This window comes from Streptomyces sp. NPDC058685 (assembly GCF_042714725.1).
Taxonomy (GTDB): Bacteria; Actinomycetota; Actinomycetes; order Streptomycetales; family Streptomycetaceae; genus Streptomyces.
This window is the reverse complement of record NZ_JBHXSL010000014.1, coordinates 132,854-150,494: the sequence shown is the minus strand read 5'-3', so window position 1 is coordinate 150,494 and position 17,641 is coordinate 132,854. Positions and strand designations below refer to the sequence as shown.

The window sequence follows — 17,641 nt, the reverse complement described above, 5'->3', positions numbered from 1 at the left end:
GCCCCGACCGGTGAACGGTCGGGGCAGCGCCCTTGTCGCGGCTGCGGCGTCAGACGCTCCGACGCGGGGCCGGCGGCAGGGCCGCCGGGTAGTGGCTGCCGCCGTGCGCGCTGCCGGCGGGGTACGGCTGCCAGCCCGCGCCCGGGTGGACCGGCTGGGCGGCCGTCGCGAAGCCGGAACCGCGGCTGCTGCTGAGCCCCGTGCCGAACGCCTTGAAGCCGAGGTCCTCCTCGCCGCTGCGGTCACCGGGCAGGGTCCGGAACGACCTCCGGTACTCCGCGTACAGCGCGTCGTAGATGGGTGTGGGCGAACCGGACGCCTCGCGCGCGGGGCGCATGGCGGGGATCTGGCTCCGGTACGGCTGGCGGGAGGGGTCGTATGTGTGCACGTACCTGCAACGACCTACGACCCCGCCCGTCACGCGTCCGGCGTGCCCGGTCGGCGGCCCGCCGGGATCAGGTGCCCGCGAGCGGCATGGCGGCGGCCACCAGACGGCCGCCGGCAGCGGCCTTCTCCAGTGCCTCGCGCAGCAGGTCCTCCCGCGGCTGCTGCCCGATCGAGCCGACCGGCGCGGCGAACACCAGCACCGTGTGCGACTTGTTGGCGGCCGCTCGCCAGCCGTCGGTCACCTGGAGCGGCTGGTGGGCCTGCCACCAGGCGACCGGGCTGCCGCCGCCGGTGCCGGGCTGGAGCACGGCGTGCAGCTGTCCCATGGCGATCAGCACGGACCAGCCGGCCAGCAGCCCGGGCCGGTGGTTCACGTCGGAGATCGGCACGAAGCCCTGCTCGATGAGCAGCGGCAGGAAGTCGTCGCCGCCGTTACCGGTGGTGCCGGGGCGGGCGATCGGGGCGGTCGGCTCGACCACCAGGGCGGGGTGCAGCTCGCCGTCGATGAGCACCAGACCGCTCGTGATGCCCAGGACGGCCTGTCCCGGGGTGGTCTGCGGAGCGGGCTCCTCGGCGGTGATGGACCGCACGGCCCCCTGCAACTGGTCCTCGGTGACCTGGACGACCTGCGAGGGGATGCAGGTGGCGTGGGCGAAGGCGAGTACGGCGGTCTCCTCACCCACGAACAGGACCGTGCTGGTGCGCTCCTGCTCGGAGTCGCCCGGGGTGCGGCAGGAGGTGCAGTCGTAGCTGCCCGGGGCGTTCTCGCCGGCGAGCAGCCGGTCGGCTTCTTCGTCGCCGATCTCGGCGCGTACGTCCTCGCTGACGTCGAGCATGCGCGGCACGGGTGGCTCCTCGGACTTGATCACGGATGCCGGGCGGGTCCCGGCTCATGAAGGGTTCAACGGGTTATCCGGGGCCGGGGTCACGCAAAGGAGGGACGTAATCGAACCGTCCGGCATGCGGACACGAAGGGGTGCGGGCGTCCGGCGGACCGTTCCGGGCGGCAGGCGGAGGTCCGACCGGGTGGGCGTGGGGGCCTTCCGTGCGCGGCGGCGGTGGTCGGGGGAGCCGACTGCCTAGCGTGACCCCGATGCGGACAATTCAGTCAATTTCGACCACTGTTGCGGCTCTGGTGCTGGCGCTCGCGCCCCAGGGCGGCGCCCGGGCGGCGGCCTCGGACGCCCCCGCCGCAGCGGCGACCCCCGTGGTCCCGGCGGCATCGGCGGCCACGCCTGCCTTCGCCTGCGCGGCGACCGGCTGGCCGTGGAACTGCGTCGCCGAGTGCGAGAGCGGCGGGAAGTGGAACACCAACACGGGCAACGGCTATTACGGCGGGCTCCAGTTCTGGCACCCGACGTGGAAGGCGTTCGGAGGCCTCAGGTACGCGCCGCGCGCCGACCTCGCGACCCGTGCCCAGCAGATCAAGGTCGCCGAAGAGGTGCTCCGTGTCCAGGGATGGACGGCCTGGCCCGTCTGCTCGAAGCGGTACGGCCTCAAGGGCCGGGCCCACACCGTCCAGCCCGGCGACACCCTCTCCGCCATCGCCACGCGCTTCCGTGTGAAGGGCGGCTGGCAGGCGCTGTACGAGGCCAACCGGACGGTCATCGGCAACTCGCCGGACCGCCTCACGGTCGGGATGATGCTGGCTCTTCCCGCGTGAGCCGCGGGCTCGCGCCGAACACCGCGGAGCCCTCCCGCGGTTGACGCGCGCACGGCAGGGACGCGGACACCGCGTATGCGGACAGAAGCTGTCCGCATACGCTGGCAGACTCACCTCCATGTTGGAGACCTCGGCACGACTGCTGCGCCTGCTGTCCCTGCTCCAGGCCCACCGCGAATGGTCGGGCGCCGACCTGGCCGACCGGCTCGGCGTCACGCCGCGTACCGTCCGGCGTGACGTCGACCGGCTGCGGGAGCTCGGCTATCCCGTCAACGCCAGCCCGGGCACGGGCGGCGGCTATCAGCTCGGCGCGGGGGCCGAGTTGCCTCCGCTGCTGCTCGACGACGAGGAGGCGGTGGCGGTCGCCGTCGGGCTGCGCACCGCCGCGGGCAACGGCGTCGAGGGCATCGGCGAGACCTCGGTGCGCGCGCTGGCGAAGCTGGAACAGGTACTGCCCAACCGGCTGCGCCGCCGCGTCGGCGCCCTCAACGCCTTCACCGTCCCGATGCTGCGCGCGCCGGAGTCCCGGGTCGACGCCTCCGTCCTCACGGAACTCGCCAACGCCTGCCGGGACAGCGAACGGCTGCGCTTCGAGTACCGCGACCACGGCGGTTCCGTCAGCCGCCGTGCCGTCGAACCGCACCGTCTGGTGTGCACCGAGCGCCGCTGGTACCTCGTGGCCTGGGACCTGGAGCGCGGCGACTGGCGTACGTTCCGTGCGGACCGGATCACGCCCAGGCCGCCGCACGGCCCCCGTTTCGCCCCGCGCACACCGCCCGCCGATGATCTGGCCGCGTACGTCTCCCGGGGCGTCTCGACGCGCGCCTACGCGGTGCAGGCAGTCGTACGGCTGCAGACGTCGGCGGAGGAGGCGGCCCGGATCATCGGACCGTCCGACGGTGTTCTGGAGGCTGTGGACGCGACGAGCTGCCTGCTGCGCACAGGCGCGGCCGGCCTGGAGGTGATGGTGATCCATGTGATGCTCCTGGGCGTCGACTTCGAGGTGGTCGAGCCCGAGGAGCTGACGGAGCACATCAGGACGCTGCGGGACCGCCTCTCCCGGGCTCTGGGCCCGGCCGGCTGACCTCGTCGTGCGGGGTGTCCGGCACGCTCCGACGCACGTTGTCGCCCATCCGCTGGAGCCCTGGCCGGGCGCGCTCGGCGCGTATCCGGAGCGCCGTCACGGGCCGTGATGCTCGCACCCCCGGCGCTCCGACAGAGGGCTTCCCGGCCTCGGGCATGTACGGCCGGAAGGCGGGGTACGCGATCCCGCAGCGGGCCGCAGGCCACGCGTACACACGGGGGACTGTGTAAGGAAGCGGTGAATTCTTCACGGCCCGTCAATTCGCTCCCGTTGTTTGTCCCGGGTTATTCGACCCGGGAATTGAGCGTGGCCGAATGGCTGTCCGCAATTACTGCGGACGCAGTCCTGGACTGCCCGTACGAGTGACAGGGTTTGAGCTGAACGCGTGTCGTGATCCTGTGACAGAAGCGTGACCGGTGGGGCACATGGGGTGGCTACGGCGTGTTGCGCCCTCCGCTTCCGTCACCGTCCGCTGCCACCTACGGTGGATGCCATGGCATCCATACCGAGCCCCTCAGCCCAGCCCGACGACGACGCCGACGCATATGTCGGCCTCTCCGCGGAGGACGCCGAACAGCAGGCCCGAGAGCGCGGCTGGACCACGGTCCGGGCGCTGCCCCCGGGGTCGATCATCACCATGGAGTACCTGGTGGGCCGGCTCAACTTCGAGGTGGAGGGCGGCACCGTCAAGCGCTGCTGGGTGGGCTGAGCGGTCCGCACGGCGGCGGGAGCGCCTCAACTGCCGCACGGCGCGCGGAAGCCCGGCAACGGCCCCTCAGTGGCCCGGGAAGGCCCGCAGGCCGCCCAGAGGGCCCGCGGCGCCCCGCACGCGGTTCATGGGACCCGTGGGGACGCTGAGTTGCCGTACGGCACCGAGACGCACGCCATGAACTCGTCAGGGCCAGAAGCGCGTCGGCCCACGGCGAAGGCCCCCCCCCGGTACGGGGGGGGCCGAGCGCGGGGGGGGCCCCGGGGGGGCCGGACAGGGGGTCAACGCCCCGAGGGGCGGGCCGGGGGGGGGGGGGCGGCGTGTGCGGCCCCGACCGGATCGGTCGGGGCCTTCGCCGTGGGCGACCAGCGGTCGTCCGTCAGCGGGATCAGCCGCCCGTGGCGGGCCGCGAGGTGGGTGGACGCCGGCTGCCCGAAGGCGTCACCGGTGTCCGCTCGGAACGCACGCTGTGCGGGTGCGGTCTCTGCTGGGTGTGGGCGAGCTGGGTGCCCGGCCTGCTCGTGGGGGCCGACGGGCCGCCCACCGCGGCGACCGGTTCCCGGCCCGCACCTTCCTGTCGGCCTCCACCGCGCTGGGGGACCATCCCCGGCCGCGGACCACCTGCGGCCACCGGCAGCGAGGGGGCGAGACGGCGACGCGCGCGCCACTGCTCGCGGAGGTCGAGGATGAACGCCTCCGCACGGCCGATCAGCGGCTCGCACCAGGGCAGCGCGAGCAGGATCAGCAGTCCGGCGGCCCAGCCGAGCAGCACATCGCTCAGCCAGTGCGTACCGAGGTACACGGTGGTCAGGCCGACACCGAGCGAAACGGTGGCGGAGAGCGCCGACAGATAGCGGCGGGCCCGCGGGGTCGTGGCCAGATACGCCAGGATTCCCCAGGTCACGACCGCGTTGGCGGTGTGGCCGGAAGGAAATATATCGCCGCCCGCGAAGAGCTCGGGGGATCCGATCTCAGTCGCGTAGTGGGGGCCGAGCCGGCCGAGTCCGATCTTGACGGCGCCCACCGTCACATTGAGCAGCAACAGCGAGACGCCCAGGGCGAGGAGGGGCCGCAGCGTGTGCTGGCGCCAGGAGCGCCAGCCCAGCCAGGCGGCGACCATCACGGCTGTGGGGCCGCGTTGGCCGAGGACCACGAAGTAGTCGAGAAAGGCGTGCAGCTCGGGCCACTGCTGGTAGGGCCGGAACAGCATGACTTTCCAGTCGATGATCACCAGCCAGCTCGACGCCAACACGGCGACGACGATGGCGAGATAGAACGCAGACGTCCCGCCGAAGAGGGCGAGACGGATGCGGCTCATCCGCGGGATCTCTATCTTCGGCGGTTCCGGCTCCCGGTCCAGGCGGGCGAAGATGTCGGTACGCACCCAATCGACGTTACAGCGAGTGAGTGCGCGACTAGGCCGATCCAGCGTCTTTGTGATGACGATGTGATGTGGAGTATGTCTCAGACTCCGGCTTTATTCCTGGCCAATTCGGAAATCCCGGAGGTCACCCACGCTATTGCTCCGGAGGGCGTGTCGCGGACCCATTCCGCCGGGCAAATTCTCGTTCATGACCTGCCCGTACGGATTTTTCCCCTCGTTCCGAAGAGGCCATGATCCATTTCCTCCGGGGCTGCCGGGCGTGGCGTACGCCACACGTCCACGGCCGAAGTGGTGAGAGATGGACCACGCGCCACCGGCCTGAACTCGCGTACGCTGACGGCTCACTCGCCTCGATGCCGGACCGCCTTGAGGGATCACCCCGTCCCCGGCTGGCCCGCCGAACGCGAGGGACTCACTGGGAGGTAGTACATGTCCGGGACGACCACGGCCGTGGCACGCCTGCGTGCCGCCGCCGGCGGTGCCAACCGCTGGGTCGTCCTCGTCGTCCTCTGCCTCAGCCTGCTGCTCGTCGCGCTGGACGCGACCGTGCTGCACGTCGCGGTGCCCGCCGTCACGGAGGATCTGCGCCCGAGCGGCGTGGAACTGCTGTGGATCGTCGACGCCTATCCCCTCATCTGCGCCGCCCTGCTGATCCTCTTCGGCACCCTCGGCGACCGGATCGGCCGGCGCAGAGTGCTCCTGCTCGGTTACGCGATCTTCGGCATCGCGTCCGCCGTCGCCGCCTTCGCCGCCACCCCGGACATACTCATCGCCGCACGCGCCCTGCTGGGTGTCGGCGGCGCGATGATCATGCCGGCGACGCTCTCGATACTCCGCGCCGTCTTCCCCGACCGGCGGGAACGGGCGATGGCGATCGGCATATGGACCGCGGTCGCCGCGGTCGGCGCCGCCACCGGACCGGTCCTCGGCGGATTCCTCGTCGAGCACTTCTGGTGGGGCTCGGTCTTCCTGATCAACATCCCGCTGATGGCGCTGATCCTGCCCATCGGCCGGCTGCTGCTGCCGGAGTCCCGGGGGAACTCGGACGGTCCGTGGGACGTGCTGGGCGCCCTGCTCGCCGCCGCCGGTGTGCTCGGTGTCGTCCTCGGCGTGAAGCGGCTCGGTGTCGGGCACGGCCTGCTCGACGCCCGGACGGTCGGTCCGCTGCTGGTCGGCGCGGTGCTGCTGGCGATTTTCGTACGGCGGCAGCGGCGGCGCGAGCACCCCCTCATAGATGTCCGGATGTTCGCCCGCGCCACTTTCTCCACCTCCGTCGGCTGCATCGTGCTGGCCATGCTGGCGCTGGTCGGCCTGGAGCTGATAGCCGTCCAGTACCTCCAGCTGATCCTCGGGCTCAGCCCGCTGGAGACCGGGCTGCGGCTGCTCCCGCTCACCTTCGCGGCCATGGCCGCGGGCGCGACGGGCTCCTCCACCCTGCGCCGCATCGGCCCGCGCGCGATGGTCGGCTGGGGCTTCGTGCTCACCGCCGCGGCCGTCCTGCTGCTGGTGATGATGGGACAGCACGACCGGCCCTGGCTGCTCACCACCGGATTCGTCCTGCTCGGCTTCGGCCTGCAGACCACGCTCTTCGCTGCGTACGAGTCGATGCTCAGCGAGGCGCCGCAGGAGCACGCGGGCGGCGCGGCCGCCATCGGCGAAACCTCGTACCAGCTGGGCGCGGGCATGGGTATCGCGCTGCTCGGCAGCGTCATGAACGCGGCATACGCGCCCGCCTTCAGCTCAGTGCCCGGAGTTCCGGCGTCCGCGAGCAGAGCCGCCTCCCGTTCACTGGGCGAGGCGTACCAGGTGTCCGAGCGGCTCGGCGGCGGAGCGGGGGAGACCCTGCGCGCGACCGCGCGGCACGCGTTCGTGGACGGTCTGCACATCACGCTGCAGGTGAGTGCCGGTCTGCTGCTGCTGGGCGCGCTCGCCGCGCTCAGGCTGCCGCGGGTCATGGACTGCTCGACCGCCGAGCAGTGTCCGCGCCCCCGGCGGCCGGACGTGTCGATCCCGGCGAGCCGTGAGCCCGTCGAGGCGACCGGGTCTGGACGCGCGGCACACTGAGTCGTACCGTCGGGCGGAGCTGGTAACTACCACTGCTAGTTTTCTTCATCCGCTCTGTCAGCGCTGCCGGAGGCCCTGAATGTCCGCACCCGCGAAGCCGCGTTTCGATGCCGGCGATCCGCTCGGCATCGACGATCTGCTCGACCCCGAGGACCTCGCGGTCCGCGACACCGTCCGCAGCTGGGCCACCGACCGGGTCATGCCGCACATCGCCGACTGGTACGAGCGCGGCGAACTGCCCGGCATCCGCGAGCTGGCCCGTGAGCTCGGCTCCATCGGCGCGCTCGGCATGTCGCTGAAGGGCTACGGCTGCGCCGGAGCCAGCGCGGTCCAGTACGGCCTCGCCTGCCTCGAACTGGAAGCGGCGGACTCCGGCATCCGCTCCCTGGTCTCCGTGCAGGGCTCGCTCGCCATGTACGCGATCCACCGCTTCGGCTCCGAGGAGCAGAAGCAGCGCTGGCTGCCCGGTATGGCGGCCGGCGAGATCATCGGCTGCTTCGGCCTGACCGAGCCCGACCACGGCTCCGACCCGGCGGGCATGCGCACCTACGCCAAGCGCGACGGCTCGGACTGGGTGCTCACCGGCCGCAAGATGTGGATCACCAACGGTTCGGTGGCCGGTGTCGCCGTCGTCTGGGCGCAGACCGACGACGGCATCCGCGGGTTCGCCGTGCCGACGGACGCCCCCGGGTTCTCCGCCCCGGAGATCAAGCACAAGTGGTCGTTGCGGGCGAGCGTGACCAGCGAGCTGGTCCTCGACGAGGTGCGGCTGCCCGCCGACGCGGTCCTGCCGGAGGTCACGGGCCTGAAGGGCCCACTGAGCTGTCTGACCCACGCGCGGTACGGAATCGTCTGGGGCTCCATGGGGGCCGCCCGCGCGAGCTTCGAATCGGCGCTCCAGTACTCACGCACACGCGAGCAGTTCGGCCGCCCCATCGGCGGCTTCCAGCTCACCCAGGCCAAGCTGGCGGACATGGCCGTCGAACTGCACAAGGGCATCCTGCTCGCCCACCATCTGGGGCGGCGCATGGACGCGGGAACGCTGCGCCCCGAGCAGGTCAGCTTCGGCAAGCTCAACAACGTGCGCGAGGCGATCGAGATCTGCCGCACCTCGCGCACCATCCTCGGTGCGAACGGGATTTCCCTGGAGTACCCGGTGATGCGGCATGCGACGAACCTCGAATCGGTGCTCACCTACGAGGGCACCGTCGAGATGCACCAGCTCGTGCTGGGCAAGGCGCTCACCGGCCTCGACGCCTTCCGGTGAGCCGGGACCCCCGGTCCCCGGACGCCGGTCGGTCCTGCCGGCCGGCGAACGCCTCGCTCAGCTCTGGTTGAAGAAGCCGTCCTGCGAGCGGCCCGGGGCCTCCCCGCTGACGACCTGGGTGTCCGACGGGCTCAGCAGGAAGACCCGGGTCGCCACGCGCTCGATGGAGCCGCGCAGGCCGAAGGTCAGTCCGGCGGCGAAGTCCACCACGCGCTTGGCGTCCGAGGGCTCCATGGACGTCAGGTTCACGATGACCGGGACACCGTCCCGGAACAGCTCACCGATACCTCGGGCGTCCCGGAAGCTGGAGGGCGACACCGTGGCGATCCGGCGTCCCTCCTCCTGGGCGGACTCGGAGGCGACGCGCACCCGCGGGTCGGTGACCCAGGTGTTCTCACCCGTCTCCGCACCCTCGGCGTACTCGTCGTCGTAGTAACGCTCGTCGCTGTCCTCGACGAGTCCCAGCCAGGCGCTCGCCTTGCGCACAGATCCCATGGACGCCTCCTTCCACTGCAGTCCGCTCACTGCGGTCTTCCGTCTTCCCTATCCCTATGGTCGTCCATAATGCGGATCGCGCGCCAAGTGGATAGTCGCCGCGCGAGGGATTCGTGACGGTACTGGCACAGAAGATGTGGCGATTCGTCAAGGTTCCTCCTGTGTACGGGGCATGTTCGGCCCAAAATATGAAGTTCGGGCCAGATGGGTGACGTCGGGGACGGACGGGTGAACGGATCACTCGATACGATGCGTGCCGCACTGTCGAACGGCTCTCGGGGGAACGTCGTGTTCGGAATAGTCAGGCCATGCAGCCACCGTCTCGGGGACGGGCTCAAGGCCGAGTGGATGGCCCATCTCTGCGGTCTGTGCCTGGCACTTCGTGCCGACCACGGCCAGTTCGCCAGGGTCGTGACCAACTACGACGGCCTGATCGTCTCGGTTCTGACGGAGGCTCAGGCCGAGCGCACTCCCGCGACACGGCGCACGGCCGGCCCTTGTCCGCTGCGCGCGATGCGCACCGCATCCGTGGCCAGGGGCGAGGGCGCGCGCCTCGCGGCCGCCGTCTCGCTGGTCCTCGCTTCCGCCAAGGTGCGTGACCACGTCGCCGACCGGGACGGGATGTTGGCGCGCAGGCCGGTGGCCGCGGCCGCGCGCCGGGTCGCCACCGGCTGGGACCGGGCGGGCGCGCGTACCGGCGCGGCGCTCGGCTTCGACACGGCGGTCCTGGTCGACGCCGTCGACCGGCAGACGGGGATCGAGGCGCTCGCCGGCCCCGGGACCCCGCTGCTCACGGTCACCGAGCCGACGGAGACGGCGACCGCCGCGGCCTTCGCGCACACCGCCGTACTCGCCGGGCGCCCGGAGAACGTGGCCCCGCTCGCGGAGGCCGGACGTCTCTTCGGACGCCTCGCGCATCTGCTGGATGCCGTCGAGGACAGGGAAGCTGACGCCGCGTCGGGTGCCTGGAACCCGCTCACCGCGACCGGCACCTCGCTCGCCGAGGCCCGCCGCCTCGCCGACGACGCGGTCCACGGCGTACGGCTCGCACTGGCCGACGCGCGCTTCACGGACGACAAGCTGGTCCATGTGCTGCTCGCCCACGAGCTGCGGACGTCGGTGAACCGGACCTTCGGCACGACGACCTGTTCGCACCAGGGGCACGGCACACCGCAGAACCCCTACCAGGGCGGTGGGCAGGGGCCGTACGGCAACAACCCCTACGGCAACAATCCCTACGGCGGGAATCCGTACGGCGGCGGCAACCCGGGCGGCCCGGGCCACCCCGGCGGCCCCGGTGGTCCGCCGCCCCGGTTCGGCGGCGAACCGACCCCGCCCAAGCGGCGCGGTCTCCTCGCCGGTTGCGCGGTCTTCACCGGACTCTTCTGCACCTGTCAGATCTGCTGTGCCAAGGAGTACGAGGGGCCCTGGTCGCGCAAGAAGCGTGAGGGCTGCTGCCGGGACTGCGACTGTGACTGCTGCGACTGCTGCAGCTGTGACTGCTGAGGGCGCGGCATCGCACGAGCGGGTTGGCTCCGTGGGGGTGTACGGCCGCACGGGCCCTGCTCTGCGCTCCCGCCTCGGGCTTCCCGAGCCGGCTGGGAAGGGTTGACGGCATGAGCGCGGACGCACAGCAAGCCGGTCAGGACGGGCACGAGCCGCAGAACTGGCAGAAGTGGCACGAACAGCGCGCCGGTTCCGTCTCCGCGCCGTACGGACCGCTCTCGCTCACCGGCACGCACTGGCTCGACGACCATCCGGACGGGCGACTTCCGGCCGTCCCGGGAAGCTGGGTGCCGGACGGCGACGAGGTGGTGCTCACCGTCGGGCCCGAGGACGGTCCGACCGTCGACGGCAGGCCCTTCACCGGCTCGATCCGTCTCACCGCCGACCACGCGCCGATCCCCGAGTCCCGGGTCGCGCACGACCGCCGGCGTCTGGTCGTGCTGCGCCGCGAAGGGTTGTGGGCGGTCCGTGCCTTCGATCCTGACGCACCGGCACGCCGGGCGTTCGAGGGCATCGAGGCGACGGCGTACGACCCTCGCTGGGCCGTGCCGGGGACCTTCCGTGCCTACCCCGAGAGCCGCAGCGTGCGGGTGGAGAACGCCGACGGGCGGGAGCGCGGTCTCGGCCTCGGTGGCGAGATCGCGTTCCCTCTCGACGGCGTGGGGCACACCCTGAGGGTGGCGGTCGAGCAGGACGGCTCGCTGTGGGCCGTGTTCGCCGACGCGACCAGCGGGAACGGTAGCTACCGCTTCCGCTTCCTGCGGCCGTCCGCGCCCGCGGCGGACGGCACGGTGACCGTCGACTTCAACCGCTCGCTGCTGCCCCCGTGCGCCTTCGCGGAGCACTTCATCTGCCCCTTCCCGCCGCCCGGGAACACGCTCGCGGTGGAGATTGCCGCGGGGGAGCGGAACCTCCGCGACCGCTGACCCGTCCCAGCGGCCGGACGCATGTCCCGCAGCCCCGGAGGCGCTCGACCCCCCGGGGCCATAGGTCGTGTCTGCCCGCGGCGGCCGAAAGGCGCCCTTGCGCCGACAGTTGACGGCCCGAATACTCCCGAACAGCGCTTGTCAGGAGCACGGTATGTCCGGTAGTCGGACGGTGCTTCATGGCTGCGCCTCACGGGCCCCGAACCCCACTACGGGAGCCCCCGATTCCCCTCGGGAGGAACGACAAGTGAGGATCAAGCGCACCACCCCCCGCAGTGCCACGGCGAGACGTACCCGCCTTCTCGCCGTCTCCACCGGTCTGGTCGCCGCCGCAGCACTGGCCGTCCCCGCGGCCAACGCCGACCAGTCCCAGACGTTCAGCGCAGCCGAGCTCACCGCCGCGAGCGACGCCGTCCTCGACGCGGACGTGGCCGGCACCGCCTGGAACATCGACCCTGCGACGAAGAGCCTCGTCGTCACGGCCGACAGCACCGTGTCCCAGGCCGAGATAGCGAAGATCAAGAAGGCCGCCGGAAGCAACGCCGACGCCCTTCGCATCGAGCGCACACCCGGCGTCTTCTCCAAACTGCTCGCCGGCGGCGACGCGATCTACGCCTCCAGCTGGCGCTGCTCCGCGGGCTTCAACGTCCGCAGCGGCAACACCTACTACTTCGTGACCGCCGGCCACTGCACCGACGGCGCGGGCACCTGGTACACCAACTCCGCCCGCACCACCACCATCGGCCCCACGGCCGGCTCCAGCTTCCCCGGGAACGACTACGGCCTGGTGCGTTACTCCAACACCTCGCTCGCCCACCCGGGCACCGTCGGAAGCGTCGACATCACCAGTGCCGCGAACGCCACAGTCGGTATGTCGGTGACCCGCCGGGGCTCCACCACGGGCACCCACAGCGGCAGCGTCACCGGCCTCAACGCCACGGTGAACTACGGCGGCGGCGATGTCGTCTACGGCATGATCCGCACCAACGTCTGCGCCGAGCCCGGCGACAGCGGCGGCCCGCTCTACTCCGGCAGCAGGGCCATCGGCCTGACCTCCGGCGGCAGCGGCAACTGCTCCTCCGGCGGTACGACCTTCTTCCAGCCGGTCACCGAGGCGCTCAGCGCCTACGGAGTCAGCGTCTACTGACGCGCGGCGACTGAACCGTCCGGGTCGAGCCCTCGTCCGTATGAAGGACGGGGGCTCGACGCGGCTCTGTCATCTGAGACGATGTCAGGGCGTCGGGCGCGGGAGATACGGGGGTCGCGTGGCAGTGAAACGCATCGGAGTGACCGGCCACCGAGACATTCCCGCCGAGGCCCGGGACCACGTGCGCGCGGTGATGCGCGCCGCGCTCCGCGGACACGACGGCTCGATGGAGGCGCTCTCCAGCCTCGCCGTCGGCGCCGACCAGCTCTTCGCGGACGTCGCGCTCGACTGCGGCGCCGAACTGACCGTGGTCATCCCGAGCGGCGACTACGCGGACGGCTTCACCGACCCCGGTGAACTGGCCCGTTTCCAGCAGCTCCGCGGACGCGCCGCGCGCGAGATCCAGCTCGCCTTCCCGCATTCGACGGACGAGGCCTATTACGCCGCCGGCGCCTACATCGCCGACAACTGCGACCGTCTGCTCGCCGTCTGGGACGGCTGTCCGGCCCGAGGTCTCGGGGGCACGGCGGACATCGTCAGCTACGCCCGTGACCGGGGAAAGCCGGTGACCGTCATCTGGCGCGAGGGCCTGCGGCGCGGCTGATCCCGCCGAGGCCCCTCGGTGCTTCCTTGACGGCGACTCAACTCCCGTGCCGTACAAGCCAGTCCGTGTGCTGGGGCGACACGATGCGTTCGGTCTCGTACACCGCGGACGGCCACTGGGCGTCGGTGACCGAGGTCTCCATCGCCGTGTGCATCGTGGCCAGGTCCTCCTCGACCAACGAGTGGGCCGCGATGAGGGGTTGATGGCGGCGGATCTCGCTCCAGGCGAGACAGGCCGCCGCGGCCGCCGACAACAGACCGCCCACATTGACCGACACGGCGAGCGAGAAGGTGTGCAGCAGCGCGAAGAACAGGGCCAGCAGGGTGAGCAGTCCGATCGACGCCGACCACAGCCGGGTCGCCCGGCGCGAGATCTCGGCGCTGCGGTGGTACCAGTTGCGCTGCTCGATCAGCCGGTCCCGGACATAGGTCTCCTTGCGTATGCTGTACGGCTTGGCGCGCAGCCGCCGCATGGCCGGGGTGATGAGTTCGGCCGCAGCGAGGTCGCTCCCGCCCGTCCGCGGGTCCTCCCAGCCCACCTTGACCAGCTCCCGTAACCCCTCCTCCAGCCGGGCGACGAACAGCTCGTCGGCGTCGGTGGCCCGGGCGTCGAACGGAGTGCCGTGCACGGAGTACCGCCAGCACACCGATTTGATGAACTCGGCCGCGGAACGGTTGAGTTGCCACTGCGACTTTGCTCGGCGGCGCGAGGAACGGTAACCGAGCACCAGAACCCCGATGTACGCCAACGCGCTGAGCGCGCCGGGGAGTTGAAACGTGTCGCCGATCGTCAGGGACGACGGCAGCGTCGCCACGGCGGCTCCCACGACGAGGAGCAGCAGCTGGTAGCGGGTGGAGCCGACAGCCTCACGCTGCCTCGATATGGCTATGGCATCCGAATGATGGAAGAGATCGGGCAGATCGGTGTTGCGGAACACCATGCTGTGCAGTGGGCCGGTAAACCCGGTCATACGCCCCCCTGTCTGCAGTTTTGCCTTCACTCTTTAGACGGAATCGCTCGTTCCGCCCTCTGCTGCGAGAATGTGATGCAACTCTTCTCTTCCGCGACCACAGCTTGAGTTGCTGAGGGTCGCCATGAGAGTAAAGTCGTGCCGCCGGCACTGCAATGGTGCGTGGTATCTGCGCTGTACACAACACAAGGACGGCCCCCATGACGATGCAGACCTCGCGGTCATTCGCTGCTGCGAAGAAGAACCGTATCCCGTTGGCCCAGATCGATGTCCGTGGTGGGGATGCCGCCAAGAAGCTGGCGAGGGTCATGCCGGCCGCCGCTGACCGTACCGTGCGTATCTCTTCCTTCAACTCCGCGCTCTAGACTGGCGGAATGACTGGACCCCTGGTCCCATTCCGCGAGATCGTATTGAAGGTCCACAGCAGATGTGATCTTGCATGTGACCACTGTTATATCTACGAACACGCTGATCAGAGCTGGCGTACCCGCCCCAAGGCAATCTCTGACGAAGCCATTTCCTGGACAGCTCTGCGACTGGCCGAGCATGCCAAGAGTCATGCCCTGCCCTCCGTGTCAGTGATCCTGCACGGAGGGGAGCCTCTGCTCGCGGGGCCCGAACGACTGCGACGCATCTGCGAGGAGCTCACCGCCGCCCTCGACTCCGTCGCCTCGCTCGATCTGCGGATCCACACCAACGGCCTCCAGCTCAGCCACCGGTATCTCGACCTCTTCGACGCGTACGACGTCAAGGTGGGTATCTCCCTCGACGGCGACCGTCTCGCGAACGACCGCCACCGCCGCTTCGCGGACGGGCGCACCAGTCATCCCCTGGTCCTGCGGGCCGTCGATCTGCTCCGCGAAGAGCGCTACCGCCACCTCTACCTCGGCCTGCTGTGCACCGTCGACGTGGCCAACGACCCCCTCGCCGTGTACGACGCCCTCGCCGAGCTCGAACCCCCGCGCATCGATTTCCTCCTGCCGCACGCCACCTGGGACGACCCGCCGGCCCGCCCGGACGGATCGCCCACCGCCTACGCCGAGTGGCTGCTGAGGATCTACGACCTCTGGGACGGGCAGGGGCGGAAGGTGCCCGTACGGCTCTTCGAGTCGGTGTTCTCCACCCTCGCGGGCGGCCCGAGCCTCACCGAGTCACTTGGCCTGGCCCCCACCGACCTCGTCGTGGTCGAGACCGACGGGACCCTGGAACAGGTCGACTCGCTCAAGAGCGCCTACGACGGCGCGGCGGCCACCGGATTCGACGTCTTCTCGCACGCGTTCGACGACGTGGCCGCCCACCCCGGTGTGCGGGCACGCCAGCTGGGCCTCGCCGGGGTGAGCGCCACCTGCCGCCGGTGTCCGGTCGTCCGCTCCTGCGGCGGCGGCCTCTACACCCACCGCTACAGCTCGCGGAACGACTTCGACAACACCTCCGTGTACTGCGCGGACCTCGAAGCGCTCATCCGCGGCATCGAGCAGCGCGCCGGCGCCGGGGCCGTGCCCGCGGCGGTCACCGAGCCGGGCGCGCTGATGGCCGAGCACCAGGACGTGACGCGCACGCTTCTCGCCGAGCTCAACGAGGAGCTGGGCGGCCGCGGCGGCGAGGCCTGGGACGAGGCCTGGGAGTTGACCTGCGACCTGGAGAGCCGGGGCGACCTGCTCGACGAGGTCTGCGGCCACCCGTACACCTACACCTGGCTCCAGGACACACTGGCCGCCCTGCGCGAGGAACGGCAGGGGGCACTCGCGCTCGCGCTGCGGCTCCCGTCGTACCTCGCCGCCGCGCTCGTCACCGGCCGGGACACCACACCGGTCCGGCTGCGGCACGAAGGCGGCAGGCTCCGGCTGCCCGCCCTCGGTGAATTACGGCTGCACGGCACGGCGCAGGACGGCAGCGCCGAGGTGCGATCCGTCGAGGAGGGCTTTCTCGTCGCCGTCGACGGCGGGGAGCCGCAGCTCGTTCGCCTCGACGGCCGGCACCGTGAGGGAAGCGACTGGCGGCCCGTGCGCACGCTCGGCGGCGACGGGGTCCCGCTGCTGCGGCTGGACGACATCGACCCGTACCGCGACTGCTTCGGCGCAGCCGTGCACGGACGGCTCGACGCCCGTGAGACGGCCGTCTGGGACGAGCGGCTGACCGAAGCCTGGGCCGTGCTGGCCGATGCCGCCCCGCGGCAGGCCGCGGAGGCCGGCGAGTGTCTGAGCACGCTCACCCCGCTGGTGTCCGGCGAGGCGTCCCTGCGGGCCCACGGCTTCGGAGCGCTCGGCCTCGCCCTGCCGGAGACGGCCGGGGGACTGGCGGTCGCGCTGCTGCGCGGCTTCCGCCGGGCGAAACTGCACGCGCTCCTGGAGGTCACCGATCTCCATGCACAGGACGGCTGGTGGAGCCATCCCGCGCCCTGGCAGGACGAGGAGGTACCGGTGTCCGAGCTGCTCGCGGGCGCGTACGAGAGGGTGGGCCTCGCCCCCTTCGACCCCGAGGGGGCAGATCAGGCCATGCGCGCCCTCACCACTCTGGAGAGCGCGCCGGAGCTCACGGCGAGCGGGCACCGGCTCCTCGACGAGCTGCGCAAGGAGTGCGGCCGTGGCTGACGGGGAGGACCGGTCCTTCCTGACCCGCGCCGTGCGCGAGCTGGGCGTGGAGCAGGGCATGACGTTGCTGGTGCACGCCTCGCTGCACGCCACGGGACTGCACGCCGAGGCCCTGCGGGACGCACTGCGGGAAGCCCTGGGGGAGGACGGCACGCTGGTGGTGCCCGCCTTCACCGCCGGGAACTCCGACACATCGCCCTCCTACCGCGCCCGGGTGCGGGGCATGACACCCGAGCAGTCGGCAGCCTTACGGGCGGACATGCCGGCCTTCGACCCGGTGCACACGCCGACCCAGGGGATGGGCCGGTTGGCCGAGGCGGTGCGGACCGCCGAAGGGGCCGTCCGCAGCTCCCATCCGCAGACCTCTTTCGCGGCCGTGGGACGGCGGGCCGGGGAATTGCTCGCCGGCCATCCGCTGACCTCGCACCTCGGCGAGGACTCACCCCTCGGAGCGCTCTACCGCGCCGGGGCGCACGTTTTGATGATCAATGTGGATTTCGCCGTGTGCACTTCGTTCCATCTCGCCGAATACCGGACCGGAGCACCTCTGCGCACCTACCGTTGTGTGGTGCAGCGACCGGGTGGGGGTAAGGAATGGACGGAGTACACGGACGTCGAACTGGACGACAGTGATTTCGACGCGATCGGCGCCGCCTTCACCTGGGGTATGGAACAGAAAGGACAACTGGGCGGAAGACCTGCGCGGTTGTTCTCGATCAGGGGCGCGGTCGACCACGCGGTGAGCTGGATGACCGAAAAGCGCTGTTGATTGACTGAACGTCCGGGGGATGGAGTGTGTCGGGCTCCGGAATGATTAATCAGTTCGCATCTCTCAGCGATGCCG

General features: G+C 70.9%; 17 protein-coding genes. 12 read left to right on the top strand and 5 right to left on the bottom strand.

What is annotated here, in order from left to right; genetic code table 11:
- Positions 1–49: 49 nt before the first annotated feature.
- Both ACFWU3_RS15270 and ACFWU3_RS15265 read right to left on the bottom strand, forming a co-directional pair.
- Positions 50–388 carry a hypothetical protein gene (locus tag ACFWU3_RS15270; protein ID WP_384436529.1) on the bottom strand — a complete coding sequence of 113 codons (339 nt, stop codon included), beginning with the start codon at positions 386–388 and terminating at the stop codon, positions 50–52.
- 67 nt (positions 389–455) lie between these two features.
- Complete coding sequence (locus ACFWU3_RS15265; RefSeq protein WP_313947200.1) at positions 456–1,232, bottom strand: hypothetical protein; 777 nt, start codon at positions 1,230–1,232, stop codon at positions 456–458.
- Between the two features lie 248 nt (positions 1,233–1,480).
- Between ACFWU3_RS15265 and ACFWU3_RS15260 the strand changes: the two genes are divergently transcribed.
- From ACFWU3_RS15260 to ACFWU3_RS15250, 3 genes are all read left to right on the top strand, one after another.
- On the top strand, positions 1,481–2,050 hold the full coding sequence (locus tag ACFWU3_RS15260; RefSeq protein WP_384436526.1) for a transglycosylase family protein: 570 nt from the start codon (positions 1,481–1,483) through the stop codon (positions 2,048–2,050).
- Positions 2,051–2,168: 118 nt separating this feature from the next.
- On the top strand, positions 2,169–3,134 hold the full coding sequence (locus tag ACFWU3_RS15255) for a helix-turn-helix transcriptional regulator (protein ID WP_384436524.1): 966 nt from the start codon (positions 2,169–2,171) through the stop codon (positions 3,132–3,134).
- Between the two features lie 493 nt (positions 3,135–3,627).
- Positions 3,628–3,843, top strand: coding sequence for an I78 family peptidase inhibitor (locus tag ACFWU3_RS15250; protein ID WP_340472317.1), 216 nt, complete (start codon positions 3,628–3,630; stop codon positions 3,841–3,843).
- A 388-nt stretch (positions 3,844–4,231) separates the two neighbouring features.
- Here ACFWU3_RS15250 and ACFWU3_RS15245 read toward each other — a convergent pair whose 3' ends face one another.
- Positions 4,232–5,227, bottom strand: coding sequence for a phosphatase PAP2 family protein (locus ACFWU3_RS15245; RefSeq protein ID WP_384436520.1), 996 nt, complete (start codon positions 5,225–5,227; stop codon positions 4,232–4,234).
- Between the two features lie 429 nt (positions 5,228–5,656).
- Between ACFWU3_RS15245 and ACFWU3_RS15240 the strand changes: the two genes are divergently transcribed.
- On the top strand, positions 5,657–7,291 hold the full coding sequence (locus ACFWU3_RS15240; protein ID WP_384436517.1) for an MFS transporter: 1,635 nt from the start codon (positions 5,657–5,659) through the stop codon (positions 7,289–7,291).
- 79 nt (positions 7,292–7,370) lie between these two features.
- Positions 7,371–8,558: an acyl-CoA dehydrogenase family protein gene (locus ACFWU3_RS15235; RefSeq protein ID WP_384436514.1), complete on the top strand. Its 1,188-nt coding sequence runs from the start codon at positions 7,371–7,373 to the stop codon at positions 8,556–8,558.
- A 57-nt stretch (positions 8,559–8,615) separates the two neighbouring features.
- Here ACFWU3_RS15235 and ACFWU3_RS15230 read toward each other — a convergent pair whose 3' ends face one another.
- Entirely contained in the window at positions 8,616–9,053 is a 438-nt protein-coding gene (locus ACFWU3_RS15230; protein WP_384436512.1) for a cell division protein SepF, read from the bottom strand.
- Positions 9,054–9,341: 288 nt separating this feature from the next.
- Between ACFWU3_RS15230 and ACFWU3_RS15225 the strand changes: the two genes are divergently transcribed.
- The 4 genes from ACFWU3_RS15225 (at position 9,342) to ACFWU3_RS15210 (ending at position 13,236) form a co-directional block, all read left to right on the top strand.
- Positions 9,342–10,559, top strand: a complete 1,218-nt coding sequence (locus ACFWU3_RS15225) for a DUF5685 family protein (protein ID WP_384436509.1) — start codon at positions 9,342–9,344, stop codon at positions 10,557–10,559.
- A gap of 110 nt (positions 10,560–10,669) precedes the next feature.
- Positions 10,670–11,485: a DUF1684 domain-containing protein gene (locus ACFWU3_RS15220; protein ID WP_384436506.1), complete on the top strand. Its 816-nt coding sequence runs from the start codon at positions 10,670–10,672 to the stop codon at positions 11,483–11,485.
- 247 nt (positions 11,486–11,732) lie between these two features.
- Positions 11,733–12,632, top strand: a complete 900-nt coding sequence (locus ACFWU3_RS15215) for a S1 family peptidase (RefSeq protein ID WP_384436503.1) — start codon at positions 11,733–11,735, stop codon at positions 12,630–12,632.
- 124 nt (positions 12,633–12,756) lie between these two features.
- The gene (locus ACFWU3_RS15210; protein WP_384436559.1) at positions 12,757–13,236 is read left to right on the top strand and encodes a hypothetical protein; all 480 of its coding nucleotides are present in this window, start codon (positions 12,757–12,759) and stop codon (positions 13,234–13,236) included.
- A 37-nt stretch (positions 13,237–13,273) separates the two neighbouring features.
- On the opposite strand, the gene ACFWU3_RS15205 is transcribed toward ACFWU3_RS15210, so the two are convergent.
- Entirely contained in the window at positions 13,274–14,176 is a 903-nt protein-coding gene (locus ACFWU3_RS15205; RefSeq protein ID WP_384436556.1) for a DUF4231 domain-containing protein, read from the bottom strand.
- 230 nt (positions 14,177–14,406) lie between these two features.
- Here ACFWU3_RS15205 and fxsA point away from each other — a divergent pair, with 230 nt between their 5' ends.
- The 3 genes from fxsA to ACFWU3_RS15190 are packed head-to-tail and all read left to right on the top strand — an operon-like array spanning position 14,407 to position 17,566.
- Entirely contained in the window at positions 14,407–14,571 is a 165-nt protein-coding gene (gene fxsA / locus ACFWU3_RS15200; RefSeq protein ID WP_328860099.1) for an FxSxx-COOH cyclophane-containing RiPP peptide, read from the top strand.
- 9 nt (positions 14,572–14,580) lie between these two features.
- A complete protein-coding gene (gene fxsBH / locus ACFWU3_RS15195) occupies positions 14,581–16,797 on the top strand; it encodes a radical SAM/SPASM protein FxsBH, inactivated beta-hydroxylase extension form (RefSeq protein ID WP_384436500.1) in 2,217 nt (738 codons plus the stop codon).
- Between the two features lie 58 nt (positions 16,798–16,855).
- Positions 16,856–17,566, top strand: a complete 711-nt coding sequence (locus ACFWU3_RS15190) for an aminoglycoside N(3)-acetyltransferase (RefSeq protein WP_384436553.1) — start codon at positions 16,856–16,858, stop codon at positions 17,564–17,566.
- Positions 17,567–17,641: the final 75 nt, after the last annotated feature.